Annotated in this window: 23 protein-coding genes; 8 read left to right on the top strand and 15 right to left on the bottom strand. The window is 57.4% G+C overall.

What is annotated here, in order from left to right; translation table 11 throughout:
• Positions 1-689, bottom strand: a 689-nt coding sequence (locus NOR51B_RS13025) for an IclR family transcriptional regulator domain-containing protein (protein WP_050759489.1), incomplete at its 3' end; no start/stop codon positions are given.
• Positions 690-720: 31 nt separating this feature from the next.
• Positions 721-1,857 (bottom strand): cobalamin-independent methionine synthase II family protein, encoded by a 1,137-nt coding sequence (locus NOR51B_RS13020; RefSeq protein WP_009020330.1) that lies wholly within the window; start codon positions 1,855-1,857, stop codon positions 721-723.
• Positions 1,858-2,167: 310 nt separating this feature from the next.
• On the opposite strand from NOR51B_RS13020, the gene NOR51B_RS13015 reads away from it, so the two are divergent.
• The 6 genes from NOR51B_RS13015 to NOR51B_RS12990 all read left to right on the top strand — a co-directional run bounded on the left by NOR51B_RS13015 (position 2,168) and on the right by NOR51B_RS12990 (position 8,276).
• On the top strand, positions 2,168-3,682 hold the full coding sequence (locus NOR51B_RS13015) for a glutamate--cysteine ligase family protein (protein WP_009019227.1): 1,515 nt from the start codon (positions 2,168-2,170) through the stop codon (positions 3,680-3,682).
• A 12-nt stretch (positions 3,683-3,694) separates the two neighbouring features.
• Entirely contained in the window at positions 3,695-4,738 is a 1,044-nt protein-coding gene (locus NOR51B_RS13010) for a M14 family metallopeptidase (RefSeq protein WP_009021426.1), read from the top strand.
• A 131-nt stretch (positions 4,739-4,869) separates the two neighbouring features.
• Positions 4,870-6,003 carry an NAD(P)/FAD-dependent oxidoreductase gene (locus tag NOR51B_RS13005; RefSeq protein ID WP_230198471.1) on the top strand — a complete coding sequence of 378 codons (1,134 nt, stop codon included), beginning with the start codon at positions 4,870-4,872 and terminating at the stop codon, positions 6,001-6,003.
• 98 nt (positions 6,004-6,101) lie between these two features.
• On the top strand, positions 6,102-6,533 hold the full coding sequence (locus NOR51B_RS13000; RefSeq protein ID WP_009019930.1) for a group II truncated hemoglobin: 432 nt from the start codon (positions 6,102-6,104) through the stop codon (positions 6,531-6,533).
• A gap of 174 nt (positions 6,534-6,707) precedes the next feature.
• A complete protein-coding gene (gene recA / locus NOR51B_RS12995; protein ID WP_009021561.1) occupies positions 6,708-7,772 on the top strand; it encodes a recombinase RecA in 1,065 nt (354 codons plus the stop codon).
• A gap of 15 nt (positions 7,773-7,787) precedes the next feature.
• Positions 7,788-8,276 carry a regulatory protein RecX gene (locus tag NOR51B_RS12990; RefSeq protein ID WP_009020349.1) on the top strand — a complete coding sequence of 163 codons (489 nt, stop codon included), beginning with the start codon at positions 7,788-7,790 and terminating at the stop codon, positions 8,274-8,276.
• 120 nt (positions 8,277-8,396) lie between these two features.
• Here NOR51B_RS12990 and NOR51B_RS12985 read toward each other — a convergent pair whose 3' ends face one another.
• From NOR51B_RS12985 to NOR51B_RS12965, 5 genes are all read right to left on the bottom strand, one after another.
• Positions 8,397-9,305, bottom strand: a complete 909-nt coding sequence (locus NOR51B_RS12985; protein WP_040482123.1) for a DUF3014 domain-containing protein — start codon at positions 9,303-9,305, stop codon at positions 8,397-8,399.
• A 402-nt stretch (positions 9,306-9,707) separates the two neighbouring features.
• Positions 9,708-10,343, bottom strand: a complete 636-nt coding sequence (locus NOR51B_RS12980; RefSeq protein ID WP_009020755.1) for a flavin reductase family protein — start codon at positions 10,341-10,343, stop codon at positions 9,708-9,710.
• Positions 10,343-10,702, bottom strand: coding sequence for a thiol-disulfide oxidoreductase DCC family protein (locus NOR51B_RS12975; protein ID WP_009019541.1), 360 nt, complete (start codon positions 10,700-10,702; stop codon positions 10,343-10,345). Before NOR51B_RS12975 ends, NOR51B_RS12980 begins: the two co-directional genes overlap by 1 nt.
• 46 nt (positions 10,703-10,748) lie before the next feature.
• The gene (locus tag NOR51B_RS12970; RefSeq protein ID WP_009020007.1) at positions 10,749-11,285 is read right to left on the bottom strand and encodes a TlpA disulfide reductase family protein; all 537 of its coding nucleotides are present in this window, start codon (positions 11,283-11,285) and stop codon (positions 10,749-10,751) included.
• Positions 11,286-11,349: 64 nt separating this feature from the next.
• Positions 11,350-12,315 (bottom strand): NAD(P)H-dependent flavin oxidoreductase, encoded by a 966-nt coding sequence (locus NOR51B_RS12965; protein ID WP_009020152.1) that lies wholly within the window; start codon positions 12,313-12,315, stop codon positions 11,350-11,352.
• A 100-nt stretch (positions 12,316-12,415) separates the two neighbouring features.
• On the opposite strand from NOR51B_RS12965, the gene NOR51B_RS12960 reads away from it, so the two are divergent.
• Both NOR51B_RS12960 and NOR51B_RS12955 read left to right on the top strand, forming a co-directional pair.
• A complete protein-coding gene (locus NOR51B_RS12960) occupies positions 12,416-14,119 on the top strand; it encodes an ExeA family protein (protein WP_230198470.1) in 1,704 nt (567 codons plus the stop codon).
• Positions 14,120-14,129: 10 nt separating this feature from the next.
• Entirely contained in the window at positions 14,130-15,050 is a 921-nt protein-coding gene (locus NOR51B_RS12955) for a general secretion pathway protein GspB (RefSeq protein WP_009019608.1), read from the top strand.
• A gap of 19 nt (positions 15,051-15,069) precedes the next feature.
• Here NOR51B_RS12955 and NOR51B_RS12950 read toward each other — a convergent pair whose 3' ends face one another.
• From NOR51B_RS12950 to pxpB, 8 genes are all read right to left on the bottom strand, one after another.
• Positions 15,070-16,098 (bottom strand): NADP(H)-dependent aldo-keto reductase, encoded by a 1,029-nt coding sequence (locus NOR51B_RS12950; RefSeq protein ID WP_009021471.1) that lies wholly within the window; start codon positions 16,096-16,098, stop codon positions 15,070-15,072.
• 4 nt (positions 16,099-16,102) lie between these two features.
• Positions 16,103-17,512 (bottom strand): alkaline phosphatase, encoded by a 1,410-nt coding sequence (locus NOR51B_RS12945; RefSeq protein WP_050759488.1) that lies wholly within the window; start codon positions 17,510-17,512, stop codon positions 16,103-16,105.
• An 85-nt stretch (positions 17,513-17,597) separates the two neighbouring features.
• Positions 17,598-19,106 (bottom strand): Ppx/GppA phosphatase family protein, encoded by a 1,509-nt coding sequence (locus tag NOR51B_RS12940; RefSeq protein WP_009018957.1) that lies wholly within the window; start codon positions 19,104-19,106, stop codon positions 17,598-17,600.
• A gap of 126 nt (positions 19,107-19,232) precedes the next feature.
• A complete protein-coding gene (gene alr / locus NOR51B_RS12935) occupies positions 19,233-20,288 on the bottom strand; it encodes an alanine racemase (RefSeq protein WP_009019980.1) in 1,056 nt (351 codons plus the stop codon).
• 14 nt (positions 20,289-20,302) lie between these two features.
• Positions 20,303-21,163, bottom strand: a complete 861-nt coding sequence (locus NOR51B_RS12930) for an aminotransferase class IV (protein ID WP_009020361.1) — start codon at positions 21,161-21,163, stop codon at positions 20,303-20,305.
• 5 nt (positions 21,164-21,168) lie between these two features.
• Positions 21,169-22,029, bottom strand: coding sequence for a glutamate cyclase domain-containing protein (locus tag NOR51B_RS12925; protein WP_009020185.1), 861 nt, complete (start codon positions 22,027-22,029; stop codon positions 21,169-21,171).
• Entirely contained in the window at positions 22,022-22,987 is a 966-nt protein-coding gene (locus tag NOR51B_RS12920; protein ID WP_195891502.1) for a 5-oxoprolinase subunit C family protein, read from the bottom strand. The genes NOR51B_RS12925 and NOR51B_RS12920 overlap by 8 nt, the downstream gene beginning before the upstream one ends.
• The gene (gene pxpB / locus NOR51B_RS12915; protein WP_009020639.1) at positions 22,980-23,663 is read right to left on the bottom strand and encodes a 5-oxoprolinase subunit PxpB; all 684 of its coding nucleotides are present in this window, start codon (positions 23,661-23,663) and stop codon (positions 22,980-22,982) included. Before pxpB ends, NOR51B_RS12920 begins: the two co-directional genes overlap by 8 nt.
• Positions 23,664-23,665: the final 2 nt, after the last annotated feature.

Genomic DNA, 23,665 nt, shown 5'->3' with positions numbered 1-23,665 from the left:
GTCGCCGGATCGACCCTGCCGGTAGCGGCTGAACAGTTAACGGCCCCGACGACTCGTCCTCCGCTCAGGACGACCGGACACGCGATTGACGTGATGCCGTAATCCAGCTCGTCACTGACTACGGCGTATCCGTTGACCTGGGCTTTGGTGATTTCCGCTTTCAGCGCTGTGCTGTCGGTAATGGTCTTGTCGGTTCGCTTTGTCACGGGATGCTTGTAGATATGGGCGTCGATCTCTCCCGGCGTCTTGGCGGAAAGAATGGCGCGCCCCAGGGAAGTCACCAGCGCGGGAAACCGGGTGCCAGTGGTGGCTTGCAGGCGAATCACCCTATAGGCCGATGCGTGGCAGATATAAAGCACGTCGCTGCCCTGAAGCGTTGCCAGTGAGGCGCTGTCACCGGTTTCCTCTCGCAGGGTCTGCAGTGCTGGCCGAACAATGTTGTCGATATTGAAGCTTTCGGTGAAGGCTGTCGAAATTTCCAGTACCCGGGGTTTCAGCAAATACTGGTTGCCATCCTTTCCGACATACCCGAGTTCATTCAATGTAATCAGGCACCGGCGGGCAACCGCCGGGCTCAGGTCGGTCGCCCTGGCCACCTCAGTGAGTGACATCTGCGGTTGTTCCCGGGAAAAGCAGGTCAGGACTCGAAGGCCTTTTTCCAGTGTGCTGAGGTACTCGGAAGACTTCATGGGGTATCACTTTGCGCTAGTAAAGACCGCTTCAAAGCCGCTTCGATACCAATTCGCACCCTTCGGCCAGTGAGGCCAGTTTGGCGAATGCCACGTCCGGGTCGATACTGTGGCTTCCCACGTGAACCGAGAAGCCGCAATCGACCCCGGCCATCAAACGATCCGGGTCGACCACCCGAGCCCATCGCTCGAGGCGTTGCGCTATCAACTCGGGGTGCTCGATGTAGTTTGACTGGGGCTCGATAACGCCTGGGCAGAGTTTTTTGTTGGAGGGCACGCCGAGTTCCTCAAGCACAGCCCATTCGTGGGCGTGTCGGGAGTTGGCGCCCTCGATCAGAACAGTCTGGGGTTTGGCGGTCCAGACCAGATCAATAATGTCGCTAATGGGAACGTCGTGATTGTGCGGGCCGGGGTAGTTACCCCAGCAGAGATGCATACGCAGCTGATCTTCCGGGATGTTTCTGACGGCGTGGTTCAAGGCCTCGATATTGATGGCAATTGTCTTGCGGAAGGTATCGAGGTCCATCTCGGCATACGCGGAGTGGCGTCCCATAGCGAGATCGGGGCAGTCGAGCTGAACGGTGGCGCCCGCGTTGGCGATGGCTTCATATTCATGGCGCATGGCTTCGGCAATGGCGAAGACGTAGGCTTCATGACTGTCGTAGTACTCATTGAAAAAAAACAGCGATATAACTCCGGGTGAAGCGGCACTGGTGAATATCTCGTCGTGACCACAATCGCTCGCCGCCTTGCGCAGGGCGACCATGTCATCGATTGCGGCCTGGCCATTGACCACGGTGATTTCGCCGGTACAGCTCGGGGCCTTTCGTTTGCGGCGGCCCGGGTTTCCCGCAACCGCCTCGGCGCTTCTCGGAAAGTCCTGCAGGTCTTCAAAAAAGTAGTTTTGTACCGCTTCGCCGTTAAAGCCGGCAAGCCGATCCTGGACATAGGTTGCATAGGAGGGCTTGGACATTTCTCCGTCATTGATAATGCTCACCCCGGCATCGACCTGTCGCTGGACGACGCTGGTAATAGCATCATGGATGGCGCTATCCATGGCGTTCGGATCCACCGGAATACCGTCGGCCGCGGCAAACATCAGTTGAATCAGTTGATCGGTGCGGGGCAGGCTTCCGGTATGGGTACACGGTATGTTGATGGCTGCCATGTATTTTCCTCTGGCTGTAATAAGAAGTGATGTCGGTCCAAAGTTGCAGCGATCTATACTAACGCTAAAACGCCTCTCGATCCTTGGTTGCCCCGCGGTTTTTATCACTGACATGGCGTTTCGCTTCGTGGTCCCGAAGCGGCCACTGGCTAAATGCCATCTTTTTGCACCACCAGTCTCGGTTGTGCGCGATCCGGTTATAGGCAACACCGTGATTGATCGAAACTAACCTTCTGATTGACGTGCTTCGGCGTGCAGCCACAAATCATTTGTTACCGATAAAACGTGAGGTTTATGATGGCTGGGTAGCATGAACAGTCGGGGCCAGTCTGTGGGTAGAGACATCAGCGAGTCTCATCGCGATCAACGCGATGCCGCGCTATTTCGTGAACGCTTACAGACACAGCTCGATGATCTGAGCGATTTGCTGGCGCAACCCGAATTTGGCGTGGGTCCCCAGAGTATTGGCGCCGAGCTCGAGCTTTATATTATCGATGCCGAGGGCAATCCCTCGCATATCAATCAGCGCTTACTCGAGGCGGCCGCGGATCCGCAATTGACTCTCGAGCTCAATAAATACAACCTCGAATACAATTTAACGCCGCACCTTCTGGCTGAAAGCGCCTTTCGGGCGACCGAGCAGGAAATGCTTAAAAAGGTGCATCAGCTCGACCGGTGTGCTGCTGCGGCCGACGCGCGCATTGTGCCGATCGGAATCCTGCCTACCCTGACCATGGACGATCTCACCGAGGCCTGCATTACGCCAAAGGAGCGCTATTACGCGCTTCTGGGCGAGCTCGTCCGATTGCGGGGCGGGCAGTTTGAAATCGATATTGACGGCGCCGAGCCGCTGAAGATGAAGGTTGATAATATTACGCTGGAGGGCGCGAATACCTCTTTTCAGGTCCATCAGCGGGTGGCGCCCGAGGACTACGCGAACCGTTTTAATGCCATTCAGTTGGCGACGCCCCTCGCGTTGGCCATCGGCGCCAATAGCCCCGGCCTGTTCGGGCATCAGCTCTGGGACGAGACCCGCATACCACTATTTAAGCAGTCCATTGATACGCGTCATGTTGATCCCTATGGCTGGCATGAGCCTGCTCGGGTGAGCTTTGGGCACGGTTGGTGTCGCGGCGATCCCCACGAATTGTTTGAGCAGATGGTACGCCTGTATTCGCCGCTGCTGCCGGTTTGCGAGCCGAGCAGCGAGCGTGCTGGTGCCGCAGAAGCCCCCGAGCTTGCCGAGCTTCGATTGCATCTCAGTACCGTCTGGCTATGGAATCGGCCAGTTTATGATCATGTGGCGGGCGGACACTTACGGATCGAAATGCGCGCCATGCCTGCCGGACCCACGGCGATCGATATGGTGGCCGGTGCCGCCTTTTTGATCGGTGTTTCCACCAGCCTGGCTGATGAGATGGAGTCGCTGCTACCCGCCATTCCGTTCCATTACGCCGAGTACAATTTTTACAGAGCGGCACAATACGGATTGTCCTCCCGGCTGGTGTGGCCGCGTCGGGGACAATACGGACTCGAGGAGGCCTCGGTGGTCGACGTCATAGCGCAGCTGCTACCCAGTGCTGATGACGGGCTGGCTGCTCTGGGTGTTTCGCAATCGGAACGGGATCGCTACCTCGGTGTGATAGAGCGCCGACTTGCTGCCCGCATGAATGGTGCCGACTGGCAGCGACAATGCCTGGGCCAACTCATGGGTAAGCGCTACAGTAAAACGCGGGCATTGAAATCCATGCTGGAGCGCTATCGTGAACTCAGCGCCAGCAATACACCGGTGGCCGAATGGCCGCTACCCAACCATCAATCCTAGGGGGCAATCCGCGTGCAGCGTTTTCGTCTAATCAGTGACCCGGATGAATCGATAGCGGGGCAGGATGCGGTCGCCATGCTGGAGGCCCTGGGCGGACCTACGGCCTTATTTTTTTCCGGTGTCGATGCCCGGCGGACACGCGCCGTCGTGACCTTGCTCCATGGTAATGAGCCCTCAGGGGTCTTCGCGTTGCGCGAGTGGTTGCTGAGTGGAAAGCGACCCGCGGTCAATCTGCTCTTCATTGTGGCGTCGGTGCATGCGGCCCTGACACCACCCCAGTTCAGTCATCGCATGCTACCCAGAGCGCGTGATCTTAATCGCTGCTTCAAGGGTCCTTTTGATGACGAGCAGGGCCTGCTGGCGCAGGATATTCTGTCACTACTTGAAGTGTACTCGCCCGAAGCGGTCATCGATATCCACAATACGTCCGGTTCTGGGCCGGCCTTCGGTGTCTGCACCCATCTCGACCGCCAGCATGATGCCCTGATTTCTATTTTTACCCGCCGTCTCGTGTTGTCGCACCTCAATCTGGGGGCGCTGATGGAGATCAGTGACGATAGCTGCCCCACCGTGACCGTTGAAGTCGGCGGCCGGCTCGATGATGAAGCCCATGCATTGGCGATTGAGGGCTTGTTCCGGTTCGCGACCGCCGATCGCGTGTTGGCGCCCGAAGGGAAAACCGACTGGGGCCTGGAGGTATTTGGGGCGCCCATCCGACTGGAGCTGCAGAGCGGAGTTACCGTGGCCTACCATGAATCGCCAAAGCCCGGCTACGATGTGACGCTGCGCGCCGATATTGAGCACCATAACTTTGGTACCGTATCCCCGGATACGCCATTGGGATGGCTTGCAGGTACCCCAGAGTCCGTGTTTCGAGCCCAGGATGCTGCCGGTAGCTGTGCAGTGGCCCGATTGGTTCGCGACGAGGGTGGGCAGTTGTTTCCGGCCAGCACCCTGAGACTGTTTATGATCACGACCAATGCGGCGATTGCCGAGAGCGACTGTCTGTTTTACGCCGTGATTGATGAACAGCAGGATGGCGATCAGGCGGCGTAGCCTTTGATCAAGCGTGCTGTTGGTGCAGACGAGCGCTGGTTTCGACGGGCAGCAGGTTATAGGTTCAACGATCAACGATCGGGGGAACGTGACATGTCTTTTTTCACAAATGCTAAGGGAGTACGCCCGGTTTGACCAACGGGGTGTTTGATATCGCTGTCATCGGTGGTGGCATGGCCGGTGCGTCGGTTGCCAGCCGCTGCAGTGAAAATGCCCGCGTGGTGCTGTTGGAGTCAGAGGATCATCCGGGGTATCACTCGACAGGGCGTTCCGCTGCGGCCTTTGTGGCCTCGCTGAGTGCAGAAAACGATGTGCTCAGGATCCTGACGCAAACCAGTCGGGATTTTCTTTGTAGCCCCCCCGAGGTGTTTGAAGTGCCCTCTCTACTGAATCAGCGTGGAGTGCTGACTCTATACAACGAAGACGCATACGCGTCGCTGGAGACCACCTACAGCCATCTACAACATTATGGCTTTGATGTTTCCCGGGTCGGCCAAGACTTTATTACAGGTCGGATACCGATGGTTCGTGAGCCTTACACGAGCGCTGCACTCTACGAGAGCGACGCCCACGATATTGATGTTCACGCGCTGCATCAGGGGTATTTACGACTTCTGAAGGCGCACAATGGTGTGGTGCGCACCGGGGCCGGTGTCAGTAACCTGCGACGAATAAACGAGCTATGGGAAATCGAGACCGCAACCGGATCCATTACCGCGCGTGTGATCGTCAATGCCGCCGGTGCCTGGGCGGATCAACTGGGCGCCATGGCGGGGTGTGATCCGATCGGTCTGAATCCGCTGCGTCGAACCGCCGTGCTGGTCGACCCCCCAGATAACTGCGATGTTGCTGACTGGCCAATGGTCCTGGTGCAGGACGCGGGTTTTTATTTCAAACCCGAAGCCGGCAAGATCATGGTGTCCCCCGCGGACGAGATTCCCGGCCCGCCCTGTGACGCACAGCCCGACGAGCTCGACATCGCCATCGCGGTGGATTACCTGCAACAGGCGCTTGACCTTGACGTCAGGGCGGTGTCACACAGCTGGGCGGGGCTGCGCAGTTTTGTGGCGGATCGCACTCCAGTAGTGGGCTTTGATCCGCAGGTTGAGGGCTTTTTCTGGATGGCCGGGCAGGGTGGGCACGGTATTCAGACCGCGCCCGCGCTCGCCGACCTCGCGGCTGCTCTCGTGCTCGGCGAATCGATCCCGCCGTACTTGAGCGATGCGGGTTTCGAGGGCGATGCGATTTCGCCGTGTCGTTTATAAACCTACTGGGCACGGTTTAAACCGCCATTTACTGACGGGATAGGCCTGGCAGGATGTACACTATCGATTGTTGATGTTTATTTTTAGAGGCCCCATTTATGTCTGACGTCCCCAATACCCCTTATGAAATTTTGGGTGATGACGGTATCCGGGCGCTGGCGGACGCATTCTACGATGCGATGGAGTCACTGCCCGAAGCAGAGGGTATACGCGCCATGCACGGCGATGACCTGACCAAGATTCGTTCCAAGTTCTGCGCTTATCTCACGGGTTGGCTGGGCGGTCCGCCGGTGTATCACCAGATTACCGGCACGGTTTGCCTGACCGAACCCCACGCGGCCTACCGGATTGGACCGGACGAGCGTGACCAGTGGCTGCTGTGTATGGAGAAAGCACTGGACACCATCAAGGCGTCCGACGTTCTCCGCGAGATGCTTAAAGACCCGCTCTACCGGATTGCTGAAGCGGTGCGCAACCGCGACAGTTCCGAGTTGCCCACCAGCGACCCCAACGTCATCGCCGCCGGTTAGCGTCGGTTTGACGGCGTCAGGGCGCCGCCGGCGGTAAAACATGTCGTCTCATGCGACATACCATCTCCTTCCGATCACAAATAGTCGGTTTTGAAGGCTAGAATCACTTGCATCGCGATCGATTTTTACTGATCATCCATACAGTACTTTTCAACCACCCGCAGGAGCCCAATCATGGACCCGAACAAGCAGAAGGCACTCGATGCCGCACTTTCCCAGATAGAGCGTCAATTCGGTAAAGGCACCGTGATGCGCATGGGGGATCAGGAGCGCGTCGCCATTCCCTCGATCTCGACCGGTTCCCTGGGGCTGGACATTGCACTCGGCATTGGCGGCCTGCCCAAGGGTCGGATTTGTGAGATTTATGGACCCGAGTCCTCCGGCAAGACCACACTGACACTGCAGGTGATTGCCGAGGCGCAAAAAGCGGGGGGTACAGCGGCCTTCGTCGACGCCGAGCACGCGCTTGACCCTCAGTACGCCGAAAAGCTGGGGGTTCAGGTCGATGACCTGATCATGTCGCAGCCGGATACGGGAGAGCAGGCACTGGAGGTGTCCGAGATGCTGGTGCGCTCCGGTGCCGTCGATGTATTGGTGATCGATTCGGTCGCCGCACTCACGCCAAAAGCCGAAATCGAGGGCGAGATGGGCGATTCCCACGTCGGCCTTCAGGCGCGTCTACTGAGTCAGGCAATGCGCAAACTGACCGGGGCGATCAAGCAGACCAACTGCCTGGTAATTTTCATCAACCAGATCCGCATGAAAATCGGCGTTATGTTCGGCAGCCCCGAGACCACGACCGGTGGTAATGCGCTCAAGTTTTACTCCTCGGTACGGTTGGATATCCGTCGCATTGGCGCGGTCAAGGACGGTGACGAAGTCATCGGCAATGAGACCCGGGTGAAAGTGGTGAAGAACAAGGTGTCGCCACCCTTCAAGCAGGCGGAGTTCCAAATCATGTATGGCGCGGGTATTTATCGCCTGGGCGAGGTGATCGATTGGGGCGTGAAGCTGAACCTGGTGGATAAATCAGGGGCGTGGTATGCCTACAAGGGCGACAAGATTGGCCAGGGTAAGGCCAATGCAGCGCGCTTTTTACAGGAGAACCCCCGTATTGGCGACGAGATTGAAAACCAGATTCGCCATCAAATGATGGGTGTGCCTCTCGCAGTCGTACCGGAATCCGAGTCCGAGGACGCCGGCGAAGTGGAGACCAAAGAGGCTGCTGCCGGGGAGTAACCTCCGCGCTGGCTTATGGAAGAAAAGCGGATTACCGGCGCCGATGTCCGTCGTTCAGCCATGGACCTGCTCGCCAGACGGGAACATGGCGTCGATGAGCTGAGGCGCAAGCTGCATCGTCGCTATGCCCGTCGCTTGCTGGATGCGGGCCTCATCGATGAGGCGCTTGAGCGATTGGTCTCCGAGGATTTACTGAGTGATACGCGCTTTGCAGAATCTCTGACCCGTCAGATGATCGAACGGGGCATGGGCCCCCGGCGAATCGTCCAGGAGTTGCAGGCGCGTGGGGTTGATGCCGAACTTGACAGCGTACTTGAGCGAGCCCAGATCGATGTCGATTGGTTCGATCAGGCATTCACGGTCTACAAAAAAAAGTATCGCGACGAACCGCTTCACAGGGATGAACCCGAAGCCACGTTCAAGGAGCGGGGCCGTCGGGCTCGGTTCATGCAGTACCGCGGATTTGAAGCGGAGCACTTCATGTCATTGCTCGACGTCGATTGATGGAGCCGGAGCGTTCCCCGTAACAGAGATCGATCACCGCGGTCAGTCCCTAATCAATATCTGCTACCCACTCAGTACCTGAAGCAGTAAAGGGCTGCTTCTGTGGGATCGCCCACCCGATCAGGGCGTAGAAAGCGCTTCCCGGAACGCTTCCGCTTTTTGTTTGATCACTTCAGCGTTGTCATCGCCCATTCGCATGATCTGTTTTTGCAGCGGCGGTAAGTTTTCCAGGGTTTCATCGACATAAACGTAGACCGCTTCCCGCTTGACCAACTCAGCATTGGGTCGAGCGGCCGGGGCGCTAATGATCAACTCGAGGGCGTAGAGAATCGAGTTCTCCAGATCCTCGGGTTGATAACCAAGCAGTCCATAGGCCTGCCCAATTTCGGCCTCAAATTGTCGATAGAGGTCGACAAAGGCTTCGGTATCAATATTCTCAATAAGCCCCGCGAGGTTCTGATAGCGGGAAAAGCCTTCGGGATCCATAGTGGTGACGCCGTTAGATTCCTCGATCGGAAAAGCGGCTTTGGGTCGACCGATGGGAATGAGTTTGTAAGGCACATTGCCAATCCGCAGATTATCGATAACAGCGACACCGCGGTCGATGGCAAAATCGGAAGCCATAAACTGATCCACCGCCGGTGGTGCCGAGAGCGCGGCATAGGCTTCCTTGATCGCCACTTCAGCGGCTTCTGGGGGCAGCGGGCCGCTATCGGCCTCTTCTTCCACGGGTCCCTCAGTCGGCGGGATAGCGGGCGTCATGGGTACAGACGCTTCTGCCGCTGTATCTTCGGGTTCTGCGGGGGCGGCGGGTGTAATGTCAGTGGCAGTGATCGGTTCGGCTACTGAAACCTCGGCTGGTTCTGAGACCACAGGTTCGTCCTGGGTAAATCCCCAAATCAGTGCGCCACCGATCAAAACAATGCCAATGATGGCTGGTAGCAGCGTACGACCCGATTGCCGGGCCAATCCCCGGTTAAAGGTGGGGTGTCTTCGATGCAAGATGGTCTTATTCATGGAGTAATTCATGGCGTAATCTCCTCTGCAACTGCGGTTCATTCAAGCCCGATTGACCGACTATCTTCTCATACCTCGGTTAGCGACGTTTAGCCCCTGTCGATGACCACCCATTGGGGCTCCAGCTACTGCTTAATTGCAACAGATTCAAAGCAATTACAGTACCGCGTGTGGGTTGGAGCCGCCTGAGCCAACGATGCATCGAGTACAACCTGTGGATTTTTCGATACTCAAGGTAGCTGCGTGGGTAGGAGGCCATGCAATCAGGGATTGTCACCCCTGCGGAGTGTTCGGTTTTGAGGCGGTTGGTGTAGAGGGTAAAGCGGGGCGTGTCAGAGAAGATCAACGATGGGAACAGAGAGGGTTGGGCAACTGTCGCAACCCTTGAGGTTGAAGTTCCAAGTAGCGCATCTTTCAAATAGGTCTTGGAGGTTGGTCGGGTTTGGCATAGGCAAAGCGTGTACCCGAACCCACCGAATGATAAGTATCCAGCCCGCAGGCGGTGACGAGTCGAAGCGCGCCAAGATCTACGGTTCCATCGTCAGCGACAGCGTTATCGGGAATGTCGATGCAGTCGATGTTGCCAATAATAAAGTGGGTGCCATTGTGTTTTAAAGGCAGGTGCTCAAGCAACGACAGACCTATCTGCAGCGGCGACTCGGCGACAAAAGGCTCTCTACGTCCGTCGATCCAGCGGGGTGTCAATCCCGTGGCCTCAAATTCAGAGGTCTCGCCGGAATACCGTGCCGAGGTCTGGTGCGCCTGTGGAACCATGTCCTCGGTAACGGCATTGACGCTGAATGCCCCGGTATCGAGAATATTGTTCAGGGTGTGCCGTTCAACGCCTTTTGGGCTGGGACGAATAACCATGCCCAATAGCGGAGGGTTGGCGCCGAGGTGGACGACCGAGGTAATGATGGCGAGGTTGGTCCGACCCTGATCGTCAATCGTGCCGATCAGATTGACTGGTTTGAAGCCGGCCACCGCGTTAATCAACTGCGCGCGCCATCGGGACTCATGGGCGTCCAGCGCTTCTTTATCAAGGTGCATCAGCGGTTGTTATCAAGCTGGCAGGAAGTGCCGTAGAGTCGGCTGAAGCGCTGTCGGGCCCAGACGTCGTAAACCCATCGCGTGAACGAATAAATCAGCGGCAGTTTCAGAAGCCGCCAAATTGGCAGCCAGGACGTGTGCTCCCAGGCGGCCAGATTGGCATCGATGCCGGTCAGGAAGGCGTCACCGCGTTTCATATGCAGCACTTTAAGCAGGGTGTCTTTGTCGGGTAAACCAGCGGAGTCAGATAGTGCGTGGATATCCTGCAGTATCAATTGATCATCTTTTACGCTGGCGAGTTTTGCCATCTCGCGCTTGCACAACGGACACTGCCCATCAAAATAAAGAATGTCGGCCATGATATTCAGAGACTCGTTTTGCTCGGGTGGAGTGAAGCGGTACAGGCTAGTGCTTTGATGGCGGTGTCGCCAACACACCAAGAATCTCTTCCCGAAGCGCCGCTTCGTCACCCCTGCGGAAACCGACATGCACCGACACCACGCGGCCGTCGCGATCCACAAGATAGCCCGAAGGCATACCGTTGACGGCAAAGCGTTTGGCGACATCACCCGATTTATCGATCACTGCCGGATAGGAGATGGGGTAGCGTTCGAAAAAGTCGAGGGCGTCCTCTTCGACGACATCGACGCTTATGGCGAGCGCTTCGAAGCCCTGATCCTTGAGTTCGCGGTAGAGCGCGTCCAACGCCGGTAGCGACAGTCGACAGGGGCCGCACCAGGAGGCCCAGAAGTCGATGTAGACCACTTTGCCGCTGAGATCTTCGCTGCCTATCGTGGTTGCCGATGAGTTGGTGAGGGTGGGTAGCTCGAAAAGAGGGAGCACCGGCCGATCGGCCTCATCGACCCCATCGGCCAACGAAACCGGTGCTGCCAGGATCAGGGTGACCACTGCGATGGCGATACTGCAAAAGAAGGGATTCATTGTGGACCTTTTGTGAATAAGCCCCCTCTATACGCAAAGCCGCGGCGGAGAGATTAGTCGCTGGTTAGGAGGCCATTAAGCGGTCTCGAGCCGCCGCATATTCGCTCTTCAGGCGGGCGATGTATTCGGCAGCAGGGCCCGTTTTGTGGACCGCACCGATGCCCTGGCCGCAGCCCCAAATATCCTTCCAGGCTTTCGAATCGGTATCACCACCGGAGCCGAAATCCATTTTCGTGGGGTCGCTTTCAGGCAGGTTGTCAGGGTCGAGACCGGCTGCAATGATCGAGGGCTTGAGATAATTCCCGTGCACACCGGTGAAGAGGCTGCTGTAAATAATATCGTCGGCGTTGTAGTCGACGATAGCCTGTTTGTAGGCGGCGTCCGCGTTCGCCTCGTCGGTGGCGATAAAGGCAGAGCCGATGTAGGCCAGATCCGCCCCCATGGCTTGCGCGGCGAGTACGGCTGCGCCATTGGCGATCGATCCGGACAGTAGCACCGGGCCGTCGAACCACTCGCGAATCTCCTGAATCAGCGCGAAAGGGGATTGTGTCCCCGCATGACCGCCGGCGCCGGCGGCAACAGCGATCAGCCCATCGGCGCCTTTCTCGATGGCCTTTTTAGCGAATCGATTGTTGATGATGTCGTGAAGAACAATCCCCCCGTAACTGTGAATGGCCTCATTCACAAATTCTTTGGCCCCCAGGGAGGTGATAACAATCGGCACTTTGTATTTCACACACATTTCGAGGTCATGCTGGAGCCGTTGATTGGAGCCATGCACGATCTGGTTGACCGCAAAGGGTGCCGCGGGTTGGTTGGGGTTTGCCTGATTGTAGGCATCGAGCTCGGTGGTAATGCGCACCAGCCATTCTTCGAGCACAGGCTCCGGCCGGGCGTTTAATGCGGGGAAGGCGCCGACAATGCCCGCCTTGCACTGGGCGATAACAAGGTCAGGATTGGAAATAATGAACAGTGGTGACCCGACAACGGGCAGCCGCAGGTTCTGGCTGAGTACGGGGGGCAACGCCATGAAACATCTCCGAAATGAGCGATGAACTGGATACAATTAAATTTGAACATACAGTATGTTTTTTGTTCGCTCAAGTATGTTGTCGGAGTATACGTAAGCCTTGATAGCTCCGCTGTCGGCGACAGTGCATAATCCGGGCAACGCTATTGATGAGCCGCCAATGTATTACCAGCACTTCGGGCTTGCGGAAGCGCCGTTTTCAATCTCGGTAAATCCGAAATACCTGTTTATGAGTCCACGACATCGTGACGCTCTCGCGCACCTGTTGTATGGCGTTGGCAGCGGCGGCGGCTTTATTCTGCTGACCGGTGAAGTCGGTACGGGCAAGACGACGATTAATCGCTGCCTGATCGCGCAACTGCCGGAGAATACCGACCTCGCTATCGTACTCAATCCCGCATTAAGTGCGGTGGAACTATTGGCCACGGTCTGCGATGAGCTTGATGTCGACTACCCCTCGAGCGCGCCCAGTCTCAAGCAGTTGACCGATGCCCTGCATCATTTCCTGCTGCAAAATCACAGTGCCGGTCGGCGCACGGTGTTAATGATCGATGAGGCGCAACACCTCGATTTCGACGTGCTCGAGCAGATTCGCCTGCTCACGAATCTCGAGACCGACGAGCAGAAGTTACTGCAGATTATTCTTATCGGGCAGCCCGAGCTGACGGCGAAACTGGGTCGCCCGGAGCTGCGGCAACTGAACCAGCGTATTACGGCGCGTTACGAACTCAGGCCATTGAATCCTGATGAAACCGGAGCCTACATTGCGCACAGACTGAGCGTCGCCGGGCTTTCGGGTGGCGAGGCATTGTTCCCGCCATCGGTGGTTCGTCAGATTCACAGGCAAACCGACGGTATTCCCCGTCGCATCAACCTGCTGTGCGACCGGGCCTTGCTTGGCGCCTATGGCCGGGGAGCCTCACGGGTCGATAAGCGTCTTGTGACTGATGCGGCAAACGAGGCTTTTGGAGCGGCGCAACGAAGTGGAAGACTCCCGGGGACTGCGATGTTGGCGGTCACGATCATGGTGCTGCTGGGGCTCGTTCTTGTCGGGCTCTTTTATACTCAGGATCGACGCATGGTTTCGGAGTCGCCACCGGTATCCAGTCCGGGTAATTCCAACCCTGTCGTTGTTGCACCCCAGACATCCTCGATAGCAGCCGATGCGGCGACAGTGGGCCCCTCGATCGAGCCCTGGTTACTCCCGCGTGCACAAGCCGAGTCCATTTTCTGGCAACTGCACACCGACGCGCCTCCGGTGCAGGATGTCTGTAGCGAGCGGATCACCACGGGTATGCAGTGTGTCAGAGATCGTGCGTCTACCTGGGATGCTCTGCGAGGTGCCAACCGGCCGGTTCTGCTCGACATGCAGACCCCGGATCGATTCAGTGCAGCAACGGTTGTCCTGGCCTTTCATGATGATCAGGCAACGGTGGTTGCCGGTGATGCTCTTGTGCGCGTGGCATTGGTTTCGCTCGCATCACGCTGGCAGGGCGGTTATCTCTGGTTATGGCAGCCCCCCGAGGACTGGTCAGGCCCTGTGGGTCTCGGGGATGAATCGCCGGTGGTGACGCTCGTCGCTCGGGATTTCGCTGAGCTCGACGATCAGGCGACCCCGCTTGCGGAGACGCGTTTCAATCAACGACTTGAAGCGAGGGTGAGGCTTTTCCAGCGCAGTGAGGGCCTCGCTGCCGACGGTGTGGTTGGGGCGGCAACGATGATGCGACTCAACCAGCGGCTGGGCCGTATGGCCACTGGCGATCTTGCCAGAGCGCGTTTTGAACGCGTAAAGGGCGAGGGGTAGGCCTGTGTCAATGATTCTCGATGCACTGCAGCGTAAGCGCCGTCAGGATGCCAACAACAATGAACTCATGCCCTCTGTGGATACCGAGCATCAGGTACCCCGATTATCGCCCGCGGGGGTTCAGGTACCCCTGTGGCTCATCGCGATTCTGGTCGTGCTGTTACTGGCGTTGGGCGTCTGGGTGTTTTGGTCTTCCCGGAGTGTCGCACCGGTACCTTTGGTCTCCAGTGAGTCGGCGAGTAGGCCGCCCGCTGTACTACCGCAGTCAACTTCGCCATCCTCATCAATTCAGCCGGCTCTATCGGCAGGCACAGCACAGGGTCAGGCGCCCGGGTTGGATCGCAATGCCCGGGATCCCGGTGCGGATAACGCGAATACCCCTGAGGTAATCCCGAAAGCAATAGCGCCGGTGCTACCCACGCCGGACTCCTCGGAACGCACCGGCAACTCGTCTGCGATTGCTGCGCTGTATCGGGAGGAGGGATCAATCGAGGCGGGTGAAACGGTGGCATCAACTGCCGGGCGCGTCGTCGATACGCCCGATGAGGAGTTAACGGGCAGAGACGTCGCTCAGGTCGCCGGCGACACATCCCCGCCAAGCGGTGAGACCGAGGAATCGCCCATAGACCTTGAGGCGATACTGCGAAAAGCGCAGGGCGAGCTCGGCAGACCCACACTGGCCCCGCATCCCGTTCCCTTACTTGAGGATCTCTCGCAGCAACAGAAAGACAAGATACCTTCAGTGCTATACACGCTTCATGACTACCGGTCCGATGGTACCTCCTCGCTGGTTATTAACGGACAAACGGTTGCTGAAGGACAGCGGGTGAAGGGCTTTCTGGTCAAGGAAATTCTAACCGACAGCGCGATATTGAACTGGGGCGGCGTTGACTTCAGGCTTCGTTCCTTAAACAGCTGGGTCAATCTGTAGCACATGGCGCTCCAGCCCATCAGGGGGCTGGATTGGTCAACCTGCGGTGGATGGCTTCGATACCGTTGATGACCTCGTCGTCCAAACTTAGGGTACTGCTGCCGATGTTTCTCGCCAGCTGATCCAGCGTGGTGGCGCCAATAATATTGGAGAGAACAAAAGGTCGCGAACTGACGAAGGCGAGGGCCATTTGTTCGGGCAGCAGCCCATGTTGCTCCGCCAAATCACAATAGGCGTCCGCGGCTTCCATGGCCTGCTCGCTGCCGTAGCGGACGAAGCGCTCGAATAACGCGAGCCTCGACCCTTCCGGTTTGGCGCCGTTGCGGTACTTGCCGGTTAGCAGGCCCATGGCCAGGGGGGAATAGGCCAGTAGCCCCACGTTTTCTCGGTGTGCAATCTCCGCGTGACCGATTTCAAAGACTCGATTGAGCAGGGAGTAGGCGTTCTGTACGCTTTGCACATGTGGCAAGCCGTGCTTCTCGGACTCTCGCAAAAACGACATGATGCCCCACGGCGTCTCGTTCGAAAGTCCTACGGCACGAATTTTTCCGGCGTTAACCAATGACTCCAGTGCGCGCAGCGTATCCTCAACAGGGGTCTCATCTGCCTCCTGGTGAACATACTCGAGCTGTCCGAAGGTATTGGTATGTCGATCGGGCCAGTGCAGTTGATAAAGGTCGATGGTCTCGGTTTGCAGGCGTTGCAGTGAGGCATCGACAGCCGCCTCAAGATGCTCACGGGTATGGCGAGGACCGCCCCGAAGATAAGCCATATGCTCACTCGGCCCCGCGGCTTTGGTGGCGAGTATCCAGTCGTCCCGCCGGCCCGTTTTTTTAAACCAGGTTCCAATGTACTGCTCGGTCAGTCCCTGTGTTTCCGGAGTCGGTGGTACCGCATACATCTCTGCGGTATCCATAAAATTGATGCCATTGTCGAGCGCGTATTCAATTTGCGCGTGGGCGTCTGCCTCGGAGTTTTGCTGGCCCCAGGTCATGGTGCCGAGGCACAGCTTTGAAACGGTCCTGCCATTAATACTGTTCAGTTGCATGGGATTACTCATGGGTATTTGACGATGTCGGTTGAGGGGCCAGCGACAGATAACGCATCATGACCGTGTGAATCTCACGTTGGCGCATATACGGTGTTACGAGGCCCTTGGCCTCGGCATTACCGAAAAGGGCTACGTTGGCTCCCGTGTGTTCGGTCACCGCATAATTATTGACGCCATAGTTGAGCCGCATCAGCCCGCCTTCCGGGGTCTTGAGACGGGCAATTTTCCCGGGGGAATGCACGCCCTCTGCGGCGCCACCACCGTAGGCACTCGGTTCGGGCACGATTTGTACGCCGTGGGAGTGGTCGGCTGTGACCAGTATCAAGGTTCGAGGATGGGACTCGGTAAACTTCAGAGCCTCAGCCAGTGCCTCTTCGAGCTGCTGGACTTCGCCGATGGCGCCGCAGGGATTACGTTGATGGCTTTGTTTGTCGATTGAGGCGGATTCCACCATGAGGAAAAAGCCTTTTGGATTCTCGGCCGAGAGCAGTCGCAACGCTGTTGCGGTCATTTGCCGTAGTGTGGGTGTATCACCAAATTCGGGATTGGGTTCGCAGCTCATCGGCGGTGGAAGAATAACAGGCGCATTAGGATTGGACGGATCCGTGAGTGTCACGGGTTCGGCCTTGCGGCTACCGGAGCCGCGCATTCGGACCTTTAGATTTTCCTTTGCCAATAAGCCCAGTGCACGTTGTCCCGGGGTGAGCGCGTCCAACTGCCCAAGTCGGTCGACTACCAGAAAGCCATTTTCGGAGGCTGCATCCCTCACGCGCTGGTTACTACCGGCAATGGTGGGTAAAAAATGCACTCGTCCACCGCCAAGCAACAGGTCAACCGGGGACTTTGCGATTTGCTCCGCGGTTGACCCCGGCCCGCCATTTTCGGTGGCTTCTTCGGGGCAGCCCGGGAAGTGCCTTCCATAGACAGTGCCGCCAAGAATGACCGCTGGATTTTCACAGTCGTCATGCGAGATGTGAGCGAGGAAAGTCGCCGGGGTGGCATCGGTCACTGCGGCGGTGGTAATGATGCCGGTGCGATAACCGGCACGTGAGGCGGCCTCAATAATCGAGGTGACCGGGGTGCCGTCGGGTCTTACGCCCACATGGTTGATATTGGTCACAACACCCGAGGCCATGGCGGTGCCGGTATTGGCGGAGTCGGGAACATAGAGCGGCGTGCCATCGGCTGCCTCGGTCTCAATCTGAATGGAGGCATAGACCGGTGCGGTATCCACCAGTAGCTGTCCGGCACTCCCGGTGAGGTAATTGCGGGCCATGGTGAGTTGCTGGGGCCCCAGGCCATCACCGATGAGCAGGATAACTGCCCGTGGCTCTTCAGAATTGCTGGACTCTGCCTGCACCAAAGATGCAAGTAGAGCGGTGAGCAACATAAAAAAAGGCCGATACTTCATTTCCAGTTCCAGTCGCAATCGGTGGCTACAGGACATTCGAGGGTATTGGTGACGGTGATTGTGGTACGGGGAAGGTTCGCTGTCATTAGGCCAATTTTAATTTAACGCCTAGCTTTTTCATTGCCGCTTCGCTCTCCTTGATCTCCCAGGTGGTCAGCGGGTGCAGATCGTGCCAGCCGTCAGGGAAGGTGAGGGTCAGTGTATTATCGCTGACCTCAACGGAAAAGTCGGGTAGCGTCACCAGGGATTCAACATATTTGAAAACCACCGCCAATCGCAGGAGCGCAATCATGCGCGATATTTTTTCGCGCTCATTCTTCGGAATGTCTTCCAGCAGATCGTCCCGAATTTTTCCCTGGAGTCCCTTTACGAGCGTCGCCATTATCTCCTGCTCATTCTGTGAGAAACCGGGCAGATCTGAGTTCAGCAGCAAATAAGCCGAGTGCCGATGATAGTGTTTCTGTGCAATCGCAATCCCAATCTCATGGCTACGACCCGCCCAGCGCAGTAGCTCGATATTGGCATCACTGAGTTTCCAGGCGTCCTGTACGCGCTCGGCAAGATAGCCCACCCGTCGCGAGACCAGCTCCGCGACCGTTTCGTCGGATTTATAGCGTTGCAGCATTGCTGCTATCGAGCGTTCACGCACATCTTCGTGGCTTAATCTCCCCATGAGATCGTAGATGACGCCCTCACGAAGTGCGCCACTTGACGTACGCATCTGATCAATATCCAGTCCGTCAAATATTGCCTGAGTGATGGCGACACCGGCGGCAATGACATCCCTGCGTTTTTCACTCAACCCTTCAAGCTTTATGTCGGCCATGGTTTCAAAACCCAACAGGGCCTTTCGCAACGCCTTCAGTGCCGCGCTGTCGATTCCTCCGCTGGTCAGCCCGGAGCTCTTTGCGAGCGCCTCGATCGCCTGCAGTGTTCCCGACGAACCTACGCACTCTTTCCAGTGCCGCGCGTCGAATTGCTTTCTGATATGAGAAACCTCGAGGCGCGCCTGGTCATAGGCGTTTTTGAAGTGTTGTTTGCTGATGACGCCCTTGGGGAAAAAACGCTGGGTATAGCTGACGCAACCGAGTTGCAGACTTTGCAAACGAATGGGTTCAAATCGCTGCCCAACGATGAATTCCGTACTACCACCACCAATATCAATAACAAGCCGCGAATGTTCGTCATCGGCGAGGGTATGGGCGACGCCCAGATAGACCAGGCGCGCTTCTTCGCGACCGTAGACAACATCGACAGGAACCCCCAGTAGTTTGGCGGCGGGCTCGGTAAACGATCGATAGTTTTTCGCCTGACGCAGGGCATTGGTACCGACCACTCTGATACGTCGCGGCTCGACACTGTCCAGCAATTGGCCGAATCGCGCGAGACAGGCGAGTCCCCGGGCTATGGCATCAGAATCGAGTTTCGATTTCTTTAGCCCCGCACCGAGTTGGACGCGCTCGGCGAGGGTATGCACCGGACGAACTTCCCCGTGCTCAACACGGGCAACAATGAGGTGAAAGGAGTTACTGCCAAGATCGATGGCGGCAAGTAAGTCGCCTTCAGCGAGGGGTTTCGATCGATATGGCGCCACAATGGGTCATCCCTTGAATTGAGTAGTAAATAAACAGCCACATACCGTGCCTCGAATTACGGCTCTGCAATCCCCGGTAGCCACTTTATCACGGTGATTGTGGCCTCGGCGCACGAGTGCGGTCGTTTACCCGTAGGTCCGCGGGGTTCGTGGCGGCATCCTCGCAGTCAGCTCATAGCCGATGGTACCGGCCCTATTGGCGACATCATCGATGGTAGGACTTGCCCCCCACAATAGGGCCGGGGTACCTATCTTTACCCCGGGGAGGTCGGTGACATCTACGGTGACCATATCCATGGAAACGCGGCCGACCAGGGGCGCTATTTCTCCGCCGATGTTAACCGGCGTACCATCCTCGGCGGATCGCGGGTATCCATCGGCATAGCCCGCAGCGACGGTGGCGATAACGCTGGGTCTCTGTGCACACCAGCGTCCCCCATAGCCCACGGTCTCGCCCGCAGCGATTGTCCTCAGGGCCATAACCGCCGACTGGAAAGACATGACCGGCTTTAGAGGCAGTGGATTCGGAGTGGTCTGCCCACCATAGAGCATGTAGCCGGCACGAACCCAGCTGGACTCCGGCACCGACCGCTGCGCGACCGCCGCTGAGTTACACAGGCTGGTGACGCTGGAATGTTGGCCGGTGATGTTCTGCCAGGCGTCGATCTGACGCTGGCTTAATGCCGTATCCGGATTCTCTGCATCCCCGAGATGGGACATGAGAGTGATATCCGAGAAACCCAGCTCGCGAATCCGGCTCAGCATCTGAGGTAACTTTTCGGGCTCTATACCAAGGCGATGCATACCGGTATCAATTTTCAGCCACAGCGGCGTGCCATGGTGTTCAGGTGATAGGTAGTCCAATTGATGCCGGCTATGGATAACCGGCCACAGCTTATGCTCAACAATGTGGCGCATATCGTCGGCAGAGAACAGGCCTTCCATCACCAGGATAGGTTCGGATATTCCTGCCGCGCGCAGTTCTACCGCTTCCTCAACAAGGGCGACCGCGAAGGCGTCGGCAATGCCGCGTAGTGCCCGTGCGCACGGTACGGCGCCATGCCCATAGGCATCCGCTTTGATCACCGCCATGAAGCGACTGGGGGCCGCCAGCGATTGACACAATTTCGCGTTGTGAACCAGGGCATCGAGATCTATCGATAACAGGGTGGGTCTTGACATGATTTTCCGTTTGCCTAATCCAGATCGAAGCGATGCCGATACAACAGCGTCTGGGCCTTTGACCAGAGTGGCCCGGGGGTGCCGTCACCCACAGATCGATTGTCGACCTCTATCACGGGTGCAATATCTTTTGTGGCACTGGTCAGCCATACCTCGTCTGCTCGTCGCACCTGTTGGCGGGTGATAATGGCTTCCTCGATGTTCCACCCGCCGTCTCGACGCATAAGATCAATTAATACGCTGCGTGTAATTCCCGGTAACTTTTGGTGGTCCAGGGGTGGTGTGATGACTCGATCGCCATCAGTGATGAACACATTGCACGCGGCGGCTTCTGTGAGTTCGTCTCTGTCGTTGAACAAAAGGATTTCCTCGACACCGGCCTCAACACCCTCCATGAGGTGTAGCACATTACCCAGCAGGGAAACTGATTTTATGTTGCAGCGCTGCCAGCGACGATCCCGGCCGGTGATCACCCGTAAGCCGGTGGCAGTCGAGGGGGCGCCGTCGCTGGCAGCCGGTATCGAATAGCTATAGGCGAAGACAGTTGGCTCGGATGTGGCCGGATACTTGTGGTTACGGGTAGAGGCGGGCCCGCGAGTGACCTGCAAATAGATGGCGCAGTCATCGGCGGCAGCTGATCTTCGAAGTTTTTCGAGGCAGGTATGCCAGTCGTCGGTTGTCATGGGGTTATCGATGTTTATGGCATCGAGACCGTCCTGTAATCGAGACATATGCCGCGTAAATGCCATCATGCGGCCCTCGCGGCAGGGAATGACCTCATAGATACCATCACCAAACAGGAAACCCCGGTCCATCGGCGAGATGGCCGCTGACTCGAGCGGTAAAAAATCCCCATTTACAAAAGCGGTTGTCACTGGTGCTACCCGTCCGTCGGTGTTGGTGCAAAAAGCACGTGATGAATTTTATCCAGAAGGTCTTCACATTCGCTGCAATCAAGTCCGTCCTCGGTCAGCGTATTTTGGTGGGTGACACCGTCAACGCTCCCGGCAGCGCTCAACATGCCGAGCAATCGTCGCGGTTGAATGCTCCAATGATGCTCAATGTCACTGAGTTTCTGCGCCATGGCGATGATTGCATACGCGCCCCAGTTGGATACGTCGGCGACCACCAGCTCATCACAGGTGGAAACCGCCGGCCGAATATTGAGGGTTTCGAGGACCTTTCCTGCGCTACCCATACCAATTTCGTTACCGCCATCGCCGATAGCAATAACGGGGCAGGGCGCGCGGTCGACCCAGGGCTCAAAAGGACGCACCTCCGCGCTGATGTCTTTGCCCGTAATATTGTAGTAATGGCCGTCAGCAGCGGCGCCGGGTCGCTCGATAACAATCATTAGCGAGGGTGAATGTTTTGCAAAAAAGCGTTCGGCCTCGCGATCGGCGTCGGCTTGCGAAAAACCGTTGATGATGTGGGTTGCCCGGTCCGCACCAATCGCGTTGATGAGTGGCGCACCGGCCATGAGTACGGGTCTCCCGCCACCTTGCAGGCAGAAATCGTAAAGCGCAATGGCCCCCGCGGGGCCATCGGTTTCGAAGGTGTTGGCTACGGGAAAGCCGGTTGCAATGAGTATTTCCTTGTCTGCATCGAGCAGACGACGGGCCGCACGGGCGACGTAACCCGGTTTCAGCGCATCGCGGACGCCCGACATTCCGCGCGGATTTCGATTAACCAGTAGCGCTTCGATCTGGTCACTGAATCGACTGATTTCGGCGTCAGTCATGGGCAATGGTTTGCCCCGGTGTCGTTACGGGTTTGAGCATGCGCTCTCTCTCAAAGTTATCGTTCAACCAGCGAATCCTATCAGCTTCGGTCTCTGTGACGGGCTGGAAGCGAACCTGCTGCCCCGGCCGGGCCTGCGCCAGCCGAACACAGTCGGATGAGATTACTGCCCCCGCCTTGGGATAGCCGCCCACAGTCTGTCGGTCATTGAGAAGAACAATAGGATTCCCCTCGGGCGGGATTTGTATGGCGCCAAGACAGGTGGTTTCGGAGTATAACTTTTCGATACCGGTTATGAGCGGGTCTCCGCTGAGCTTTATTCCCATTCTATTGGCACTGGCGGTCACGCTGAAGGATCCAGTATTGAACAGTCTGCGGGTCGCTTCTGGAAACTGGTCGAACTGAAAGCAGGGGATAAATCGCAGCGTGAGTATCCGTGATTCGTCACGGCGCGATACGGTCGGGTAGCACAGCAATGGGGCGGGAGATCCGGTTCGCAGGATCAATCGATCGCCGGCGACCAGCGCTCGACCGGCAAGCCCGCCCAGACCCTCGCGGACAACTGTACTGTGGCTGCCAAAAACCGCGGGTACATCGAATCCGTCTTTGACCGCGATATAGTGGTAGACCCCCCGACTCGGCGGCGGTAGCTCCAGTCGCTGGCCCGCTTCGAGCTGGAACCCCCGATTGATACCGATGTTATCGCCATCGACCAGTACCGGGGTGTCAGGCCCGGTTACCGCCACAGTACAGGGTCCATCCGCTGTGAGCGCGATAGATCCGTAGCAGGTTTCCAGGGCCGCTTCGTCTTTTGAGTTTCCGACCAGGCGCTGACCCAAGCGGTAGGCCGGAGGGTCCACCGCACCTCCCGGGCTCAGCCCCAGTCGTAATGAGTGTTGGCGCCCCGCATCCTGCAGTGTGCAGGGTGTGGACACGGTCTCGATCAACCACTCACTCAAGCGAACCACCGAGATCGAGGAATTCGCTTCGCTCTATCGCTTTGAAGCGTACGAAGGTGCCGACCGATATCAGGTTGGGTGTGCGAGATTCCGGGTTGAAAAGGGGTAGGGGGCAGCGTCCGATGAGATGCCATCCACCCGGAGAGTCAACGGGGTACACGGCGGTCTGGCGGTCTGCGATGGCGACAGATCCCTTGGGTACCCGGGCGCGGGGTGTGGAACGTCTGGGCTGGGACAGCCGCGGATTGAGATGTCCCAGATAGCAAAAACCGGGTGCAAATCCGTTGGCATACGCGTGGTAGCGTTCACGGGTGTGTAATTGAACAATTTCGTCTGGGGTGAGACCGGTTCTTTCAGCAATCGTCACGAGATCAGGAGCGACCTCGGTGCCGTAATAAACGGGTAGTGTGGTCTCAATAGCGGGACTGGAACCTGTTGATAGGGGTCGTTCCAGCCACTCCCGGATTTCGTGCATGACGGTTGGTCGGGTCAGCGCTGCGGGTTCAAAAAAGACACCGAGGGTCGTGTAGCTGGGCACAACATCATTGATGCCTGTCGGAAAGCGGGCTTCAATAAAATCAGCGAGCGCTATGATACGGCGGCTGGTCTCGGGTGTGGGTGCCCCGGTGAACGTGACCAGTAAACCCTGTTCACCCGCCAGGGTGATATCAGCCACGG

It is taken from the genome of Luminiphilus syltensis NOR5-1B (genome assembly GCF_000158175.1).
Taxonomy (GTDB): domain Bacteria; phylum Pseudomonadota; class Gammaproteobacteria; order Pseudomonadales; family Halieaceae; genus Luminiphilus; species Luminiphilus syltensis.
The sequence above is the reverse complement of the archived record's forward strand: the minus strand, read 5'-3'. Positions and strand labels throughout refer to the sequence as shown.

Excerpts from the sequence above, each read along its gene's own strand:
- NOR51B_RS12990 (WP_009020349.1), top strand. The coding sequence starts at position 7,788 with ATGGAAGAAAAGCGGATTACCGGCGCCGATGTCCGTCGTTCAGCCATG.
- NOR51B_RS12975 (WP_009019541.1), bottom strand. The coding sequence starts at position 10,702 with ATGGCCGACATTCTTTATTTTGATGGGCAGTGTCCGTTGTGCAAGCGC.
- NOR51B_RS12950 (WP_009021471.1), bottom strand. The coding sequence starts at position 16,098 with ATGCAACTGAACAGTATTAATGGCAGGACCGTTTCAAAGCTGTGCCTC.
- NOR51B_RS12980 (WP_009020755.1), bottom strand. The coding sequence starts at position 10,343 with ATGCACCTTGATAAAGAAGCGCTGGACGCCCATGAGTCCCGATGGCGC.
- NOR51B_RS12925 (WP_009020185.1), bottom strand. The coding sequence starts at position 22,029 with ATGACTGACGCCGAAATCAGTCGATTCAGTGACCAGATCGAAGCGCTA.
- NOR51B_RS12965 (WP_009020152.1), bottom strand. The coding sequence starts at position 12,315 with ATGGCGTTGCCCCCCGTACTCAGCCAGAACCTGCGGCTGCCCGTTGTC.
- NOR51B_RS12985 (WP_040482123.1), bottom strand. The coding sequence starts at position 9,305 with ATGAATTACTCCATGAATAAGACCATCTTGCATCGAAGACACCCCACC.
- alr (WP_009019980.1), bottom strand. The coding sequence starts at position 20,288 with ATGTCAAGACCCACCCTGTTATCGATAGATCTCGATGCCCTGGTTCAC.
- NOR51B_RS12955 (WP_009019608.1), top strand. The coding sequence starts at position 14,130 with ATGATTCTCGATGCACTGCAGCGTAAGCGCCGTCAGGATGCCAACAAC.
- NOR51B_RS13000 (WP_009019930.1), top strand. The coding sequence starts at position 6,102 with ATGTCTGACGTCCCCAATACCCCTTATGAAATTTTGGGTGATGACGGT.
- NOR51B_RS13015 (WP_009019227.1), top strand. The coding sequence starts at position 2,168 with ATGAACAGTCGGGGCCAGTCTGTGGGTAGAGACATCAGCGAGTCTCAT.
- NOR51B_RS12970 (WP_009020007.1), bottom strand. The coding sequence starts at position 11,285 with ATGAATCCCTTCTTTTGCAGTATCGCCATCGCAGTGGTCACCCTGATC.
- recA (WP_009021561.1), top strand. The coding sequence starts at position 6,708 with ATGGACCCGAACAAGCAGAAGGCACTCGATGCCGCACTTTCCCAGATA.
- NOR51B_RS13020 (WP_009020330.1), bottom strand. The coding sequence starts at position 1,857 with ATGGCAGCCATCAACATACCGTGTACCCATACCGGAAGCCTGCCCCGC.
- NOR51B_RS12945 (WP_050759488.1), bottom strand. The coding sequence starts at position 17,512 with ATGAAGTATCGGCCTTTTTTTATGTTGCTCACCGCTCTACTTGCATCT.